Here is a 17,108-nt window from a genome sequence, read left to right as displayed (position 1 = left end):
ATTACTTAAAGATAGGACTGTCAGTTCGAGTGATTTTTATTTTTTTGCTGAATAGTATCAAGAACATTTAGAAATTGTATCAAACAAAATAAAAAAATGAAAAAACCGATTACAAATTTTATAGAAAAATACTTTTTACATTTTAATGCTGCTGCTTTAGTAGATGCCGCAAAAGGCTATGAAGACCAATTAAATAAAGGATCTAAAATGTTAGTTTCTTTGGCAGGCGCAATGAGTACAGCAGAATTAGGAAAGATTTTTGCAGAAATGATTCGTCAAGATAAAGTGCAAATCATTTCTTGTACAGGTGCTAATTTAGAAGAAGATATCATGAACTTGGTGGCACATTCTCATTACAAACGTGTACCCAATTATAGAGATTTAACACCACAAGAAGAGTGGGATTTGTTAGAAAAAGGCTTAAACCGAGTTACAGATACTTGCATACCAGAAGAAGAAGCTTTTAGAAGAATACAAGAACATATTGTAAAAATATGGAAAGAAGCAGAAGCGAATGGAGAACGTTATTTGCCACATGAATACATGTACAAATTGTTATTGTCTGGTGTTTTAGAGCAGTATTATGAAATTGACATCAAAGATTCTTGGATGTATGCAGCCGCAGAAAAAAACTTACCAATTGTAGTTCCTGGTTGGGAAGATTCAACAATGGGAAACATTTTTGCTTCTTATGTTTTAAAAGGCGAATTAAAAGCAAGTACCATGAAATCTGGTATTGAATACATGACATTTTTAGCAGATTGGTATACAGAAAATTCTAAAAACGGAATTGGTTTTTTTCAAATAGGAGGAGGGATTGCAGGTGATTTTCCAATTTGTGTTGTACCCATGTTATACCAAGATATGGAAAGAACTGACACACCATTTTGGAGTTATTTCTGTCAAATTTCAGATTCAACCACAAGTTATGGCTCGTATTCTGGAGCTGTGCCCAATGAAAAAATAACTTGGGGAAAATTAGATATAGATACGCCTAAATTTATCATAGAAAGTGACGCAACCATTGTGGCTCCGTTAATTTTTGCATATTTATTAGAAATGTAAACCCGTTTAAGTTTTATTGAATTTTATTTTTTATTTTTAAAATTGCTTGTAAAACTTATTGAAAATTTATTAAAATGAAGAGAGTAATTGTAGAGTACGCAAAATTAACAAAAGACATTTTAGATTTATTAATAGAAAAATATCCTGATGGATATGATTATGATGATATTATTTCTTTTAAAAATGCAAAAGGAGAAACCATTAAGGCTGTTGAAGTGAAAACGGATGATACTGACTATTTAGTTAAAATTAGTACCAAGTTAGAAGAAGCAATGGAAGAGTATGCAGATGATGAAGATTTCTTTGAAGATAATGATGATTTTGATGTAAATATTTCTGATGAAGATTAATTAAAATAAAAAAGCTCTGAATTTTCAGAGCTTTTTAGATTAATATGTTTTCAAAATCTTTTGGATTCCATTTATTATTCCAGAAAAGTAGTATTTCAATGTGTTCGTCTGATAATATCTTATAAATTAAAGTTGTCTGTCTAGAAATAACTAGATGCCTCTTGTTTTTAACTTTAATACCTAATTCAGGAAAATTTGATAATTTCAGAATAGTTAGATTAATCAAATCTATAAATTTAAGAACTTCTTTAGCATTCCATTTCTTGAAAATAAACTCTTGTTCAGCTTCAAAAGTGATTTTAGCAGTTTCAGTCCAAGTAATTTTCATATGAGAGTGTTATAAAAGCTTGTATTTTTCTTTAGCTTCATTAATAACAATCTCATGAGAAATAACTTTACCATCTAAAGAATCTTGTTCACTTTGATTTAATAACTCGTTTACAATTTCAGGAAATTCATTATTTGAATACTCTTCAATTTCAGATTTAAAGAATTTTTCAATTTTATCAATAGTATTTGGATTGATAATCCCCATCAATTTTTCAATAAGTTCTAATTTTCTTGAAGCGATATCCATCAATATTATTTTAAAAATTCTTTATCAAATATAAAAAATATTAAACTAATTACTTAGCTGGTAATATTTTACCTACACATTCACCAAAACCAATACGTACTTTATCATTTTTACAATGAGCACGCATAATTACAGTATCATTATCATTAATAAATTTACGTTCTGTACCGTCTTTTAATTTTATCGGATTTTCTCCTTTCCAAGTTAATTCTAACATAGAACCAAAACTATCTTTTGTTGGTCCAGAAATGGTTCCAGAACCCATCATATCTCCTGCTTCTACTGGGCATCCATTTACAGTATGATGTGCCAATTGTTGCGCCATTGTCCAATACATATATTTAAAGTTAGAATTGGCAACAACAGTTTCTTCTCCATTTTCTGGCTGAATGCCAACTTGTAAATGAATATCGTAACTACCTTTTCCTTGTTGTTTTAAATAAGGTAATGGTTCGTGAATTTGTTCTGGGTTTTCTACTCTAAAAGGCTCTAAAGCATCTAAAGTTACAATCCAGGGAGAAATGGTTGAGGCAAAACTTTTTCCTAAAAAAGGCCCTAAAGGCACATATTCCCAAGCTTGTATATCTCTTGCAGACCAATCATTAAATTGTACCAAACCAAAAATATATTCTTCTGCTTCGTCAATCGGAATTCTATCACCTAAAACATTGGCATCTGTAGTAATAAAAGCCATTTCTAGTTCAAAATCGATTAATTTACTTGGTCCAAAACCAGGAGTATTGCTACCTTCTGCAGGTTTTGTTTGTCCATAAGGCCTTCTTATTGGTGTACCTGAAGGTATTATAGAAGAACTTCTTCCATGATAACCAATAGGGATGTGTAACCAATTTGGCAATAATGCATTTTCTGGATCTCTAAATAAAGAACCCACATTGGTTGCGTGTTCTTTACTTGCATAAAAATCGGTATAATCTCCAACAGCAACAGGCAAAAGCATTTCTACTTCGTCCATTCTAAAAATTATTTTGTCTTTGTGGTCTGCATTATCACGTAATTTACCATTGGTAACATCAAAAACTTCTGCAATTCTGTTACGTACTAACCTCCATGTTTTTCTACCATCAGCAATAAAATCGTTTAAATTATCTTGTAAAAAGATGTCGTCTGTAAGCGGAATTCCATCAAAATAACCTAATTGATGAAAGGCTCCTAAATCTATTGCAAAATCGCCAATTCTACTTCCAATTGTAATAATATCATCTCTGGTAATAAAAACGCCAAAAGGGATATTTTGAATCGGAAAATCTGAATTCTCTTTTACTTTTAACCAAGATTTTCTTTTAGGATTATTTGCTGTTATGATCATTGTAATAAATTAATTTTTATCAAACCTACATAATTTTTTGTCATTTTAAAACTATTATTGAATGAAAAGTAGTTTTTTTAAGAATAGTTTAAATGTCTTTTAAGAATTATTAATAAGTTGTTAAAAACATCAAAAAAATAGCTTTATTTACATCTCGATTTTAATTATTTTTGCACAACTAATTAATATAAGCAACAATGCAAATAGACAATCAAATTTTTGACCTTATTCAGGAAGAAAAAGAAAGACAATTAAATGGTTTGGAGTTAATCGCTTCAGAAAACTTTGTGAGCGACCAAGTAATGTTGGCACAAGGCTCTATTTTAACAAACAAATATGCTGAAGGATATCCTGGAAAAAGATATTATGGTGGTTGTGAAATTGTAGATATTGTTGAGCAAATTGCCATAGATAGAGCTAAAGAATTATTTGGTGCTGAGTATGTAAATGTTCAGCCACACTCAGGCTCTCAGGCAAATACAGCTGTTTTTGCTGCTTGTTTAAAACCTGGTGATAAAATTTTAGGTTTCGATTTATCTCATGGAGGACATTTAACACACGGTTCTCCAGTAAATTTTTCTGGAAAATTATACGAAACTTCTTTTTACGGAGTTGAAAAAGAAACTGGTGTTTTAAATTATGATAAAATTCAAGAAACTGCTACTAGAGAATTACCAAATTTAATTATTGCTGGTGCTTCTGCATATTCTAGAGATATTGATTTTAAACGTTTTAGAGAAATTGCAGATTCTGTTGGGGCAATTTTAATGGCAGATATTTCTCATCCTGCAGGGTTAATTGCAAAAGGTATCTTAAACGATCCATTACCTCATTGTCATATTGTAACAACTACCACTCACAAAACTTTAAGAGGGCCAAGAGGAGGAATGATTATGATTGGTAAAGATTTTGAAAATCCGTTTGGTGAGACTTTAAAATCTGGGAAGCCTAAAAAAATGTCTACTTTAATAAATTCTGCTGTTTTTCCTGGAAATCAAGGTGGACCTTTAGAGCATGTTATTGCTGCTAAAGCAATTGCTTTTGGAGAGGCTTTAACTGATGAGTTTTTAGAATATCAAATTCAGGTAAAAGAAAATGCAGCTGCAATGGCCAAAGAATTTGTTGCTAAAGGTTATAATTTAATTTCTGGTGGTACAGACAATCACTGTATGTTAATCGATTTACGTAACAAAGATATTTCTGGTAAAGATGCAGAAATTGCTTTGGGTAAAGCTGATATTACAGTAAATAAAAATATGGTTCCTTTTGATGATAAAAGTCCGTTTGTAACTTCCGGAATTCGTGTAGGAACTGCAGCAATTACAACTCGTGGTTTAAAAACTGAAGATATGAAAGCTGTTGTTGATTTTATTGATGAAGCTATTCAGAATGCTGATAATGACGAAGCTCTACATGAAATAGGAGAACGTGTTGCAACTATGATGAGCGCAAGACGATTATTTGTAATGTAAGAGTTTTACTTTTAAATCATAAAAAACTAAAAGCATCAAGTAACATCTTGATGCTTTTTTTATATCTTTCAACCTGAAAATAAAAATTTATGGATACTTATTTTATAGCAACAGTTTTAGTTTTTCTTTCTGCCATTTTTGGTTATGTAAATGTGCGTTTGTTAAAAATGCCAAATACAATCGGATTAATGATAATGACCATTGTGTTTACTTTAATTGTTTTATTGATAAGTTATTTTGATCCTACTTTATTAGATATCGAAAAATCGATTATATCTAGTATCGACTTTAAAACGGTTTTATTAGACGAAATGCTAAGTTTTCTATTATTTGCAGGTGCTCTACACACCAATTTTGAGCAATTAAAAATTCAACGTTGGCCCATTTTATTATTTTCTACATTAGGTGTTTTAACGTCTACATTTTTAGTGGGTATTGTAATGTTCTTTATCCTTCAGGCTTTAAGTTTTGATGTTAATTTTATTTATTGCTTGTTATTTGGGGCATTAATTTCGCCTACAGATCCTATTGCTGTTTTAGGAATTTTAAAACAAGCAGGAGCACCAAAAAAATTAGAAACCAAAATTGTTGGAGAATCATTATTTAATGATGGAGTAGGAGTTGTTGTTTTTTTAACCATTTATGAAATTGCAAAATCGGGTATTGAAAATACTTCTGTAGCAGATGTGGCTCAATTATTTGGACAAGAAGTAATTGGTGGAATTGTGTTAGGAGGTTTGTTAGGATGGATATCTTATCGTTTAATAAAATCTATAGACGATTATGATATAGAAGTAATTATAACATTAGCTGCAGTTATGGGAGGTACAGTTATTGCGCATAAACTGCATTTATCTGCTCCTTTAGCAATGGTTACTGCTGGTTTAATTGTGGGTAATGATACTGTTAGAGCAACTTCCATGTCTGAAGTTACTGAGAAATATGTTGATAAATTCTGGGAGTTGTTAGACATTCTTTTAAATGCCATTTTATTTGTTTTAATTGGTATGGAAATGTTATTGCTTGTATTTGATGGTAAATATATTATAGCAGGTTTAATTGCAGTGCCAATAGTTTTAATCTGTAGATATATCTCTTTATTTTTGCCAATTAACATCTTTAAAAAGAAGTTAGATTTTGTTCCAAAAACCAATTTAATTATGACTTGGGGAGGTTTACGTGGTGGAATTTCTATTGCGTTAGCCTTAGGTTTATCAGCAGAAATGCATAGAGAATTGTTTTTGGTAATTACTTACATTGTAGTTGTGTTTTCTATAATTGTACAAGGTTTAACTGTAGGTAAATTGGTAAATAGATTTAAATTAAAAGCATAAAAAAAGTATCAAAGTTTGTGCTTTGATACTTTAATTTTGAAGTCTAATTCGCTTACCAATTTTTAATTTCTTCAGCAATTTCGTCTTTGGTTTTTCCATATTTCTCTTGGATTTCTCCAATTAATTTGTCTTTTTTTCCTTCGGCTTCTGTAGATTCATCATTGGTAATTTGTCCGAATTTATCTTTAAATTCACCTTTAATTTGTTTCCATTTACCTTCGTTTGTGTCTGTGTTCATAATGTGTTTTTTTTATTGTTATTTATTTAATTTTTGAGAATATTTTGAGCTTTTAAGTATTCTGAATTTTATCAGCAACTTTTTTATCAGATTCATCTGTAGCACTATGTACTTGATTTTCTAATAACTCTTTATCTTCTCCTTGTAGTCTTTTTTTACTACTATCTTTATCTTTATAGCCTTCTTTTACTGTTCCTTTTAATGGATGTAAATTAGGCTCCTGTTTATCTTCTGCCATTTTGTAAATTTTTGGGTTCCTATTTCGGTTTCTTATTTCATAAGTTTTGCTAAAATTCTTTTTTGCAAAGTATCATGACCTTCTTTAATTTCATCAATTTTATCAATGTCTTTACCAATCAAAACCTCTTTATCTTTATCACCATCTTCACCTTTTAAAATTTTAGTTTCTTCGGTTTGTATGGTTTGTTCGCCAGCAACATTTTCGGTAACACCTTCAGTTTCGACGTCTTTATATAGCTCAGTTTCTTTATCTTTATTATCTTTCATAATGTGTCTTTAATTGGTTACACTACAAAAGTAAAGCAGAAATAAGGTGAGGCTTAACTCGTATAAAGTTAATCTTAACTCAAAAGCAAATGGAGAAATTTATTCTTGTTTTGCTCTTTCAATAATTTTTTCGGGAAGTGATTTTTTAGCTTTTGCGCCCATTTTCTTGAGCTTTTCTACAGAAGTAATTAAGTTTCCTCTACCATCAAACAATTTGTTCATGGCATTAGAATATTCTTTTTTGCTATCGTCAATACGTTTACCAATACCAATTAAATCGGTTAATAAACCATTAAATTTATCGTATAAAGCACCAGCTTGTCTTGCAATTTCCATTGCATTTCTTTGTTGCTTTTCGTTATTCCACATAGAATCTATAGTTCTTAAAGTGGCTAATAAAGTAGAAGGCGTAACAATTACAATGTTTTTCTCAAAAGCTTTGTTGTACAAGTGATTATCAGCATTTAAAGCTACAGCAAAAGCAGGTTCTATTGGGATGAATAACAATACAAAATCAGGCGATTCTATTTGATATAAATCTTCGTATTTTTTTTCTGATAATTGCTCTATATGCCTTTTTAAAGAATTGATGTGATCTTTTAAAAATTGTGCTTTTATGGTTTCATCATCCTCATTAATATATTGCTCGTAAGCGGTTAATGAAACTTTAGAATCTACAATCATTTTTTTGTTATCTGGCAAATGAATTACAACATCTGGCAATACTCTTTTGCCTTCTTCTGTAGTAAAGCTCTGCTGTACAAAATACTCTCTATCTTTCTCTAAACCAGACTTTTCTAACACTCGTTCTAAAACCAATTCACCCCAATTACCTTGCATTTTAGAATCACCTTTTAAGGCTTTTGTTAAATTTAAAGTGTCTTTACTCATTTGTTGATTGAGCTCTTTTAAACCTAAAATTTGCTGACGTAAAGCTGCATGATAATCGATACTTTCTTTGTGAGTTTTATCCACTTTATCTTCGAAAACCTTTATTTTTTCTTGCAAAGGATTTAAAATTACTTTTAAATTTTCTTTGTTTTGTTCTGTAAATTTATTCGATTTTTCTTCTAAAATTTTATTAGCTAAAACCTCAAAATCACTGGTGAATTTTTTCTGAAGATTTTCTACTTCTGCTTTGTGTTCTTCTAATTTTAACTGTAAGTTCTTAATTTCAGAATCTTGTCGTGTATTTAATTGTAGTAAATTTTCTTTTTCTTGCTGACTGCTTTTTACCTCTTTTTGCAATTCAATAAAATTGTTTTCAGCCAAATCTTTAGATTGCTGTAATAAAACAACACGTTCTTGTAAAGTAGATTTTTCTTTCTCTACAATTGTGTTCTCTTTTTCTAAATTTAATTTGGTAAGTAATTTACCAATAAAAAAACCTATTGCACTAAAAACCAGTGCTATTAAAAAGTAAGCAATCAAATCTGTCATTGTATCAAATTAAGTGCTTAAATTTATCACTTTTAAAACAGACAATGAAAGGATTTGCAAGATTTATATTATTTACAATTTTAGGTTGGAAGTTTGAAGGAGAATTCAACAAAACCATCAAGAAATATGTAGTTATTGCTGCTCCACATACGAGTTGGGTAGACTTTCCGATTGCAATTTTAACCAGAATGAGTTCAGGTATCATGATTAATTTTATTGGTAAAGCTTCACTTTTTAAAGGGCCTTTTGGTTTTATTTTTAAAGCCTTAGGAGGCACTCCTGTAGATCGAAGTAAGAATAATAAATTGGTTGATGCTATTATCGAAATTTTTAACAGTAAAGAAGAATTTAGATTAGGTATTTCTCCTGAAGGCACTCGTAAAAAGGTTACTACGTGGAAAACAGGTTTTTATTACATTGCAAAAGGAGCCAATGTGCCTATTGTGATGGCAACTCTCGATTTTGAAAACAAAAAAATAAAAATTTCGGAACCTTTTTATACTACTGAAAATAAAGAAAAAGATATTGCTTTTTTAAGAGGGTTTTTCTTGAATGTAAAGGGGAAAAACCCTGAATTATCGTAAACCATTTTTATAAATTCTGTAGTTAAGCTAAATTGCGGTACATTTCTTTATGAAATAAAGTCTAGGGATTTTTTATCAATAAAGATGTATATAGTTTATCATTGTTACGAATAATTAACTATGGTCTCCAAAAAGAAATTTTTGGAGATTTTTTTTGCATATTATCCAAAAAATCAGAATGATAAAATATTTGTTTTTTAATGGTATTTTAGAGCCACTTTTTGTGCAATACCTACAATTACCTCTGTTGCTTTTATCATAGATTCTACAGGTACATATTCAAAACGACCATGAAAATTATGGCCACCAGCAAAAATATTAGGGCAAGGCAAACCTTTATAAGAAAGTTGAGAACCATCTGTTCCTCCACGAATTGGCTTTATTAAAGGGGTAATTCCAAGATCTTTCATTACTTCTTCTGCAATATCTACAATATGCATTACAGGTGTAATTTTCTCTTTCATATTAAAGTATTGATCGTTTAGCTCTACTGTAATTAATTCTTGTTGCAAGCGATGGTTAAAATCATCAGCAATTTTTTGCATCAATTTTTTTCTTTTTTCAAACAATTCAAAATCATGATCTCTAATAATATACTCTAAAACAGTTTGTTCTACATCACCTTTTATATCATGCAAATGAAAAAAACCTTCATAATCTTCTGTTTGTTCTGGCACTTCTTTGGTTGGTAGGGCAGTGATAAAATCGTTAGCAATTAAAATGGAATTGATCATTTTTCCTTTTGCATAACCAGGATGAACAATTTTACCATTAATGGTGATTTTTGCAGAAGCTGCATTAAAATTTTCATATTCTAATTCACCAATTTGACTGCCATCCATGGTGTACGCCCATTCTGCACCAAATTTATCCACATCAAATAAATGAGCTCCTTTGCCAACTTCTTCATCAGGAGTAAAACAAATTCTAATTTCTCCGTGTTTAATTTCTGCATGGTTTACTAAATATTCCATAGCAGTAACAATTTCTGTAATTCCTGCTTTATCATCTGCTCCTAAAAGTGTTGTGCCATCAGTAGTAATAATGGTTTGACCTTTGTATTGCAACAAATCATCAAAATAATCTGGAGACAAGACAATGTTTTCTTTTTCATTTAAAATGATTGTATTGCCTTGATAATTCTCAATAATTTGAGGTTTTACATTGGCTCCTGTAAAATCTGGACTTGTATCTATATGTGCAATAAAACCAATTGTTGGCACTTTATGGTTGATATTACTGGGCAAAGTTGCCATTATGTAACAATTTTCGTCTAATTCAACATCTTGTAAACCAATTTGCTGAAGTTCAGTTACTAATTTTTTGGCCAAAACCCACTGTTTTTCTGTGCTTGGAAAAGCAGGATTATTTGGGTCTGATTCAGTATCTATAGTTACATAACTTATAAAACGTTCTGTAATTTGTTCTTTATTAATCATAATCTAGATGATATTTTCTATTTAATTTTTTAGTTTAATGTTCTCTATCAACGAAAAAGCTTCGCAAAATCTTTGATTTACTAGAGAATCTCCATAAACTTCTGTTTTAGCTAAAACAAAATTCGACTCGTTTACTTTTATAAAAGCATTACAAACTTGATAGTTAAACTTTCCTTTTTTGCCTTTAAAAACCATAAATAATGATGGTTTTTCTAATAGTAAAACCTCTGTTGTTTTTGTCTTTATAAGACCTTTAGCTAAGTTTTCTTGTTCTTGTTGCAGCAAAAATGCATCATTAAAATCTATTTTATTTTGGATAAAAGTGACATCTAAAAGTACAGTTTCTGTAAGTTGTTTTGTGGTGTCTGCTGTAAAAATAGAAGATTGCACTTCATCTTGATATAAATTTGTTTTCCAATTTTTAGGAATTTCTATAGAAAACAGATTTTTTACATCATCAACCGTTTCTAAATTATTAAACGCTGAAGTTTCGCAATTGAAATCTTTGCTAATTTCTGATGGTTTTTGGCAAGACAAAAGTAAGAGAGATGCTAGAAAAAGGATGTTATAACTATTTTTAGACACGAATTTTACAGATTTACACAGATTAATTACTATTGATTAAAACTAGTTTTAAAAATTTAATTTCACTAAATTTTTGCAGATATTTTTCCCCTTTTGGGAAATAAATAGGATCTTTTTATTCTAATATTAATTTCCCAATTTTCTCATTACCACTTAACCAAGCTGTGTTTTTATCTACAAACTGAATGGCATAATAACTTTCTTTAGAAACATCTTTCCAGGTTTTACCAGCATCATTAGAAAAAGAAATTCCTGTTTTGCCTACTGCAAAAACCTCTTTACCATTTGTATTTGGTACATATTGTACACAACTTTTATAGTTTGGGTTTTGGTTGTCTGCAACTAGTGTCCAAGTTTTTCCACCATCTGTTGTTATGGCTTTATTTGCTTTGTTTTCTTGTGATTTAGAATAATCCCCTCCAATAATAATTCCGTTGTTTTTATCAGCAAAATCGATAGAATAAATTCCTTGAGGTCCATTGCCTTGAATAATTGGTGTGTTATAAACCTGCCAAGTTTTACCAAAATCCGTAGATTTTAAAACTCTTGCTTTTGCGCCTCCAGAAGCAATCCAAACTGTGCTTCCCATTGTTTTTATGTTGGTGTTACTAGCAGCAAAAAAAGCTTCACCAGTTTCAAATTTAGGAGATGCAGTACAAGATAATTTTTGCCAAGTTTTACCAGCATCCGAAGTTAAAATAATTGAGGCACAGTCTTCTGTAGGATCTCCAACTGCAATTCCATGTAAATTATCATCAAAAAAAGTTAACGCATCATAAAATACTTTTTCGTGTTCTTCTTTGTACACTAAACTCGTTTCGCCTTCAGAAATTTTATACAATAAAGCAGGATTACCAATAGAAAGGGCAAAATAATCATCGCCATTAAAGGCAACACTTCTAAAATTCGGAATTATAGAATCTTTGTATTTGATGTTTAAAGCATTTAAAGAAACACCTCTATCTGTTTTAAAACCTACATTTCCTTTAGAGCCAGCATAATAAACTTTTTCAGAATCTAGAACTTTTATTGCTCTTATGCTTGTGCTATCCATTTTAAATTCTTGAATATGAATTGTATCAATATTTCTAGGGATATATTCTTTAGCACAAGAGTTTATTAAAAGTAAAGCGAAAAATACTAGTGTTATTCTTTTCATTTTTGATATTTTTAACGAAAATAAACAAATCATTTTGAGTTAATGAAAAAAGCATTGGTAATTTCGGGTGGTGGAAGCAAAGGAGCTTTTGCTGGTGGTGTAGCCCAGTATTTAATGAAAAAAGAAAATAGAGATTATGATTTGTTTTTAGGTACTTCTACAGGTAGTTTGATGGTTTCTCATTTGGCTTTAGGAATGTTGGATGAATTGAAAGAATTATACACCAACGTAAATCAAGAAACAATTTTTAGCAATAATCCTTTTACGATAAAAAAAGTTGCTGGCGAAAAAGTGGTGAATATCAATCATTTTAACACCTTAGTAAATTTTATTAGAGGACGAAAAACTTTTGGTGAGAGCAAGAATTTACGCAGTTTAATTAAGCGAAAAATTACCCAAGAAATGTATCAACAAATTCAGGAGAATGATAAAGAAATTGTGGTTACAGTATCTAATTTAACAGCCAACCAAATAGAATATAAGTCTAGTAAAGACTGTACTTACCAAGATTTTTGCGATTGGATTTGGGGTTCTTGCAATTACGTACCTTTTATGAGTTTGTTAGAAAAAAATAACCAACAATATGCAGATGGTGGTTTTGGATCTTTAGTGCCAATTAGAGAAGCTATTTTAAGAGGTGCAACAGAAATTGATGCTATTATTTTAGAAACCGAAGTTACGCAGTTTAACAGAATCCCTTCTAAAAATCCGTTTGCTCTTCTTTTTGATGTTTTTGATTTTATGTTAACCCACGTAGAAAGACATAATATTACTATTGGTAAATTGGCTGCAAATAATAAAAATGTAAAATTGAATTTATATTATACACCTACAGTTTTAACCACAAATTCTTTAGTTTTTGATGATAAACTAATGCGTAAATGGTGGAAATCTGGTTTTAAATACGCAAAATCGAAACGAGAAGAATTGATGAGCGAATTTAGACCTGATGTTTTAACAGATAAAGAAATTGAAGAAGGTATAGATGATGTAGAAAATTTAATTCATTAAAATTCTTGCATTATTTTAAATTGACAAACATATAATCTGTAGCAGGTGTTGCCAATTTAGAACTGTAGATTTCTTTATAATTAAAAGGATTACTTGTTTTTGTTGATGTTTTGTTACCTGTAGAAATATAAAGTAAAGTTCTATCTAATAAAGGATCTGAACGTTCTCCTAAAACCCCTAAATTACCATAATTTTCACCCAATTCAATACCAGGAAAATTAGTACTTCCAGGTACAATTCCTTCTGGATAATTAACGCCATCTTTATTACTAATTTCTAAAACTAGTGGTTGCATAGCATACTTATGATTTGGGTTTAAATTATCGCCTGTTCTTTGCCAATTTTCAGAATCGTATAAAGTTATAGAACCTTCTTGTTTTCCTCTTGTGGTTTTACCAACTAAATTTACTTCTATATGAGAGCTTAAAGCATTAATCACCAATTCTGATGCAGAGGCTGAACCATAAGAAACTATAAAATAAATTCTATTTAAACCTAAACTATTTATGGTTTCTTCTAAAATAACAGTACCATTAGCATCTACATTTCTAATTTGATCTGTAAAATTATTGACAAAAGAATCAGAAGGCCAAGCAGCTGTAACTTTATCGTTCCAAATTTCTTGCGAGTATAATTCACCTGTAAATTGTCCTGTTATCATACTTCCTAAATAGGTTGCTGTGTTTACAGAACCTCCTGAATTGTATCTTAAATCTACAATTAAATCGTTTATATTTTCTGATTTAAAATTGGCAAATGCTGCATTTAACTGACTGTCGAAACTACTGGCAAATTGATTGTACATTAAATAGCCTATTTTCTGAGTTCCGTCTGTAATTACTTTTGATATACTTATCGGATTTTCTTGCAATTCTGTTTTGTCTAAAGCAATTGTTGTTCCGTTTGCAATTGGGTTTCCATTATTAAAATCGGCCAAACCTATGGTATAACTGGTATTGCTGCCAAATAACAGCGCAATATAATTGTCTACTGTTAGTTGATTTCCATCAACTTCATTAAAAATCATTCCTCTTGTTACATTTTGAGTTTCTGCAGAAGAATTCGGAATTACATAACGTACATAACCATACACATTGTTACTGTTATTTGTATAAGTTACCAAGCCAAACTCCATACCATTACTTAAATTTAAGCCCTGAAAAGAATTTTCTAAAGCAATATAATCATCAACAATAACCGAAAAACGATCATCAGGTCTGTTTAATAAACTTTCGAAAACGGCTTCTGGCGATTCGTATTCACCAAAATAAGAATACAAATCTTCGTAACTATAAAAACGATCATCAGCCAAATCTGGCACCTCTTTTTGCCACAAATAATAAAGGTTTAAACCATGCCAAATAAAAAAGTTAAGATCGTCGTTTGTAGATGTGTTTTGATCAAAAGGACTATTTTTTTCACAAGAAAAAAAAAATATTGCTATTGATAAAAGGCTAATTTTTAAGAATTGCTTCATTTATTAGTGTGTATTTGGTAAATTTTGTTCAATAAAAACACCATAATCAGTAGTTCTTTGTGGGGTTATGCTATTAAACAAATATTCATAATTATTAGAGTTACAGTTGTTGTTAGAAATCGGAGTACCTGTAGAGATGTAATTTAAAACGCTATTTAAAATCGGATCTGAAGTTTCGCCCAAAACACCTAAATTTAATACATCTTCATTATTACAAAGATCTAAATTGGGTGTAAATCCGTTTTCATAAGTTTCGTCGTTATTATTTAAAAAACTTAACACTACTGGTTGCAAAGCCACTGTATGGGTTTCATTTTTTAAACCAAAATCGTAATCTTCTGAATTGTATAAAGTAATGGAACCTGTGTTATTCCCTGCAGTTTGATTACCAATAATATGTACATTAATATGTGTTTTTAAGCTATTAATTAATAATTCTACAGCAGAAGAACCTGTAAAATTTTCTCCATTTAAAATGATGTAAACATCCGTTAAATTTAAACCATTAATTGTTGTATTTTGATTGATTTGCGTTGGAAACTTCGTTAATAAAGAATCTGGCTGATTTTCTAAAAACCAAGATTGTGCCTTTGAATTCCATTCTTCTTTTATTAAAACTTCGTCTGTAAATTGGCCAGTTATCATACTTGCAATCTTAGATATATTCTTTGCAAAACCATTACTACCAACACTATATCTTAAATCTAAAATTAATTCGTTAATTGACTGATTTTTAAAGTTTAAAAAAGTGTTATTTAAATCAATTGTATAATTATCAGAAAAATCATTATTGTACATTAAATAACCAATATTATCAGCATTTACAGGTATCACTTTTTCTAAAAAAGTGGCAGGATACGTATAATCTTGCTTTTCTAAAAATACCGTTTTTGTATTGGGTGTAATTGTAGTTCCATCAAAATCTGCCATGTTTAGTGTAAAGCTATCCAAACCATTTAAAAGTAAACTTTGGTAATTAGTTCTGCTTAGTTGTACACCATTAACCGCATAAAAATATTCGCCTCTAATGATGTTTTTTGCAGATGCATCAGAATTTGGTAAAATATGTGTTACATAACCTAAAACATTAGTTGTGCTATTTGGGTCTGCAATAATTCCGAATTCCAAACCATTTATAAAAGCTGTTCTTAATTCTGGTTCTGTAATCGTATTGTAATCTTCAACTAAAGTTGATTTTACATCCTCTGGAATTAACAAACTAGAAAATAAAGAATTATAATCTGTAAAAGAACTTAAATAGGTGTTTAATTCTTGATCAGAACTAAATCTTCTGTCAGATAAATCTTCAATTTGATCTTGATATAAATAATATGCGTTTAATCCTTTCCAAACGAAATCGTGTACTACCAATTCTTGAGGAATCTCATATTCTTTAGAACAACTTACTATTGTTACCATTAGTATCGAAAAATAAATAGCTTTTAAATAAAACCTCATAAAATAATATATAGATATTGTAGTAAATTTAACGCAATTTAAACCTTTTTAGTATTATTTTGAAATAAGATGTAACAAAATAAATTGTTGTTCGTCGTAATTATGTAAACCTGATATAAGAGATGAAAAAATATCAGAAAAACAAATAAAACCAATGAACCAATCAGACTTTTTAAAAGTTGTTTTACCCTTTAAAGATAAAGTTTTTAGACTAGCTAAAAGACTTTTAGTTTCTACAGAAGAAGCTGAAGATGCTACTCAAGAATTATACTTTAAATTATGGAGAAGCAGAGAAAAAATTGCTGATTATAAAAATGTAGAAGCATTTGCAATGACAATGACAAAAAATTATTGCTATGACAGATTAAAATCAAAACAAGCAAGTAATTTAACATTAGTACACAGTAATTATAAAGAGAAAGAAACGTCTTTAGATAAGAAAATGGAATATCAAGACAGTGTAAACCAAGTACACAAATTGATAGAAAATTTACCTGAGCAACAAAAAATAATTATTCAATTAAGAGATGTTGAACAGTATGATTTTGAAGAAATCTGTAAAATGGTTGATATGAAACCGACTGCAGTAAGAGTAGCATTATCTAGAGCAAGAAAAACAATAAGACAAGAATTAATTAAAAAACACAACTATGGAGTTAGCTAACATAGAAAAATTAGTAGAAAAATACGAAAACGCAGAAACTACGCTACAAGAAGAGGCAATCCTAAAAGACTATTTTACAAAAGAGGATGTTGCACCACACTTGCAAGAGTACAGTTATATGTTTAATTATTTTACTGCTGTAAAAGATGAAACCTACACAAAAACCATAAAGTTAGAACCTAAAAAATCGAATAAGATAAACTTTAAATGGTTGTCTGTAGCAGCATCAATAGCACTTCTGTTTAGTGTTTTTATAGGTAAACCTTTAATTAAGGATTATCAAGATAGAAAAGAAGCAGAAAGAATTTACGCACAAGTAAATGAAGGATTACAATTGTTGTCTAATAACTTAAAGAAAGGAGAACAAGCAGTAGCACAATTGTACAAACAAGAAGACAAAGCCAATAAAGCTTTAAAATAA

The 17,108-nt window shown here is 29.8% G+C and carries 20 protein-coding genes; 8 read left to right on the top strand and 12 right to left on the bottom strand.

Translation table 11 applies throughout. From position 1 onward, the window contains the following. Window positions 1–96 precede the first annotated feature (96 nt). On the top strand, window positions 97–1,065 hold the full coding sequence (locus tag ACWYN7_RS14935) for a deoxyhypusine synthase family protein (protein WP_459486573.1): 969 nt from the start codon (window positions 97–99) through the stop codon (window positions 1,063–1,065). 74 nt (window positions 1,066–1,139) lie between these two features. Then, window positions 1,140–1,415 (top strand): hypothetical protein, encoded by a 276-nt coding sequence (locus tag ACWYN7_RS14930; protein ID WP_462860768.1) that lies wholly within the window; start codon window positions 1,140–1,142, stop codon window positions 1,413–1,415. Between the two features lie 34 nt (window positions 1,416–1,449). On the opposite strand, the gene ACWYN7_RS14925 is transcribed toward ACWYN7_RS14930, so the two are convergent. From ACWYN7_RS14925 to fahA, 3 genes are read right to left on the bottom strand one after another with little or no spacing between them, the layout of a single operon-like run. Beyond that, window positions 1,450–1,743 (bottom strand): type II toxin-antitoxin system RelE/ParE family toxin, encoded by a 294-nt coding sequence (locus ACWYN7_RS14925; RefSeq protein ID WP_462860767.1) that lies wholly within the window; start codon window positions 1,741–1,743, stop codon window positions 1,450–1,452. A 9-nt stretch (window positions 1,744–1,752) separates the two neighbouring features. Continuing rightward, on the bottom strand, window positions 1,753–1,992 hold the full coding sequence (locus ACWYN7_RS14920; RefSeq protein ID WP_462860766.1) for a hypothetical protein: 240 nt from the start codon (window positions 1,990–1,992) through the stop codon (window positions 1,753–1,755). Between the two features lie 49 nt (window positions 1,993–2,041). After that, window positions 2,042–3,319, bottom strand: coding sequence for a fumarylacetoacetase (gene fahA, locus ACWYN7_RS14915; RefSeq protein ID WP_462860765.1), 1,278 nt, complete (start codon window positions 3,317–3,319; stop codon window positions 2,042–2,044). A gap of 197 nt (window positions 3,320–3,516) precedes the next feature. On the opposite strand from fahA, the gene glyA reads away from it, so the two are divergent. Together glyA and ACWYN7_RS14905 are read left to right on the top strand one after the other, a co-directional pair. Then, window positions 3,517–4,791 carry a serine hydroxymethyltransferase gene (gene glyA / locus ACWYN7_RS14910; protein WP_462860764.1) on the top strand — a complete coding sequence of 425 codons (1,275 nt, stop codon included), beginning with the start codon at window positions 3,517–3,519 and terminating at the stop codon, window positions 4,789–4,791. Window positions 4,792–4,880: 89 nt separating this feature from the next. After that, the gene (locus ACWYN7_RS14905; protein WP_462860763.1) at window positions 4,881–6,125 is read left to right on the top strand and encodes a cation:proton antiporter; all 1,245 of its coding nucleotides are present in this window, start codon (window positions 4,881–4,883) and stop codon (window positions 6,123–6,125) included. Between the two features lie 52 nt (window positions 6,126–6,177). Here the strand turns inward: ACWYN7_RS14905 and ACWYN7_RS14900 are convergent, their stop codons facing one another. The 4 genes from ACWYN7_RS14900 to ACWYN7_RS14885 all read right to left on the bottom strand — a co-directional run bounded on the left by ACWYN7_RS14900 (window position 6,178) and on the right by ACWYN7_RS14885 (window position 8,310). Continuing rightward, on the bottom strand, window positions 6,178–6,363 hold the full coding sequence (locus ACWYN7_RS14900; RefSeq protein ID WP_462860762.1) for a CsbD family protein: 186 nt from the start codon (window positions 6,361–6,363) through the stop codon (window positions 6,178–6,180). Window positions 6,364–6,415: 52 nt separating this feature from the next. Continuing rightward, window positions 6,416–6,601, bottom strand: a complete 186-nt coding sequence (locus tag ACWYN7_RS14895) for a hypothetical protein (RefSeq protein ID WP_462860761.1) — start codon at window positions 6,599–6,601, stop codon at window positions 6,416–6,418. A gap of 32 nt (window positions 6,602–6,633) precedes the next feature. Next, window positions 6,634–6,870, bottom strand: coding sequence for a hypothetical protein (locus ACWYN7_RS14890; RefSeq protein WP_462860760.1), 237 nt, complete (start codon window positions 6,868–6,870; stop codon window positions 6,634–6,636). Between the two features lie 99 nt (window positions 6,871–6,969). Then, the gene (locus tag ACWYN7_RS14885) at window positions 6,970–8,310 is read right to left on the bottom strand and encodes a DNA recombination protein RmuC (RefSeq protein WP_462860759.1); all 1,341 of its coding nucleotides are present in this window, start codon (window positions 8,308–8,310) and stop codon (window positions 6,970–6,972) included. Between the two features lie 44 nt (window positions 8,311–8,354). Between ACWYN7_RS14885 and ACWYN7_RS14880 the strand changes: the two genes are divergently transcribed. Next, window positions 8,355–8,894, top strand: coding sequence for a 1-acyl-sn-glycerol-3-phosphate acyltransferase (locus ACWYN7_RS14880; RefSeq protein ID WP_462860758.1), 540 nt, complete (start codon window positions 8,355–8,357; stop codon window positions 8,892–8,894). 197 nt (window positions 8,895–9,091) lie between these two features. On the opposite strand, the gene pepT is transcribed toward ACWYN7_RS14880, so the two are convergent. The 3 genes from pepT to ACWYN7_RS14865 form a co-directional block, all read right to left on the bottom strand. Further along, window positions 9,092–10,333 (bottom strand): peptidase T, encoded by a 1,242-nt coding sequence (gene pepT / locus ACWYN7_RS14875; RefSeq protein ID WP_462860757.1) that lies wholly within the window; start codon window positions 10,331–10,333, stop codon window positions 9,092–9,094. Window positions 10,334–10,354: 21 nt separating this feature from the next. After that, entirely contained in the window at window positions 10,355–10,870 is a 516-nt protein-coding gene (locus ACWYN7_RS14870) for a hypothetical protein (RefSeq protein ID WP_462860756.1), read from the bottom strand. A 163-nt stretch (window positions 10,871–11,033) separates the two neighbouring features. Further along, window positions 11,034–12,077: a WD40/YVTN/BNR-like repeat-containing protein gene (locus ACWYN7_RS14865; RefSeq protein ID WP_462860755.1), complete on the bottom strand. Its 1,044-nt coding sequence runs from the start codon at window positions 12,075–12,077 to the stop codon at window positions 11,034–11,036. A gap of 42 nt (window positions 12,078–12,119) precedes the next feature. Between ACWYN7_RS14865 and ACWYN7_RS14860 the strand changes: the two genes are divergently transcribed. Next, complete coding sequence (locus ACWYN7_RS14860; protein WP_462860754.1) at window positions 12,120–13,088, top strand: patatin-like phospholipase family protein; 969 nt, start codon at window positions 12,120–12,122, stop codon at window positions 13,086–13,088. 10 nt (window positions 13,089–13,098) lie between these two features. Here the strand turns inward: ACWYN7_RS14860 and ACWYN7_RS14855 are convergent, their stop codons facing one another. Both ACWYN7_RS14855 and ACWYN7_RS14850 read right to left on the bottom strand, forming a co-directional pair. Then, window positions 13,099–14,565, bottom strand: coding sequence for a S41 family peptidase (locus ACWYN7_RS14855; RefSeq protein ID WP_462860753.1), 1,467 nt, complete (start codon window positions 14,563–14,565; stop codon window positions 13,099–13,101). Window positions 14,566–14,568: 3 nt separating this feature from the next. Continuing rightward, window positions 14,569–15,984 (bottom strand): S41 family peptidase, encoded by a 1,416-nt coding sequence (locus ACWYN7_RS14850; RefSeq protein WP_462860752.1) that lies wholly within the window; start codon window positions 15,982–15,984, stop codon window positions 14,569–14,571. A 193-nt stretch (window positions 15,985–16,177) separates the two neighbouring features. Between ACWYN7_RS14850 and ACWYN7_RS14845 the strand changes: the two genes are divergently transcribed. Together ACWYN7_RS14845 and ACWYN7_RS14840 are read left to right on the top strand one after the other, a co-directional pair. Beyond that, window positions 16,178–16,687 carry an RNA polymerase sigma factor gene (locus ACWYN7_RS14845; protein WP_462860751.1) on the top strand — a complete coding sequence of 170 codons (510 nt, stop codon included), beginning with the start codon at window positions 16,178–16,180 and terminating at the stop codon, window positions 16,685–16,687. Further along, window positions 16,674–17,108, top strand: a complete 435-nt coding sequence (locus tag ACWYN7_RS14840; RefSeq protein WP_215995417.1) for a hypothetical protein — start codon at window positions 16,674–16,676, stop codon at window positions 17,106–17,108. Before ACWYN7_RS14845 ends, ACWYN7_RS14840 begins: the two co-directional genes overlap by 14 nt.

The organism is Polaribacter sp. M10 (assembly GCF_054968445.1).
Note: the sequence above shows the minus strand (reverse complement) of the source record. Positions and strands in the feature narration are given on the sequence as shown.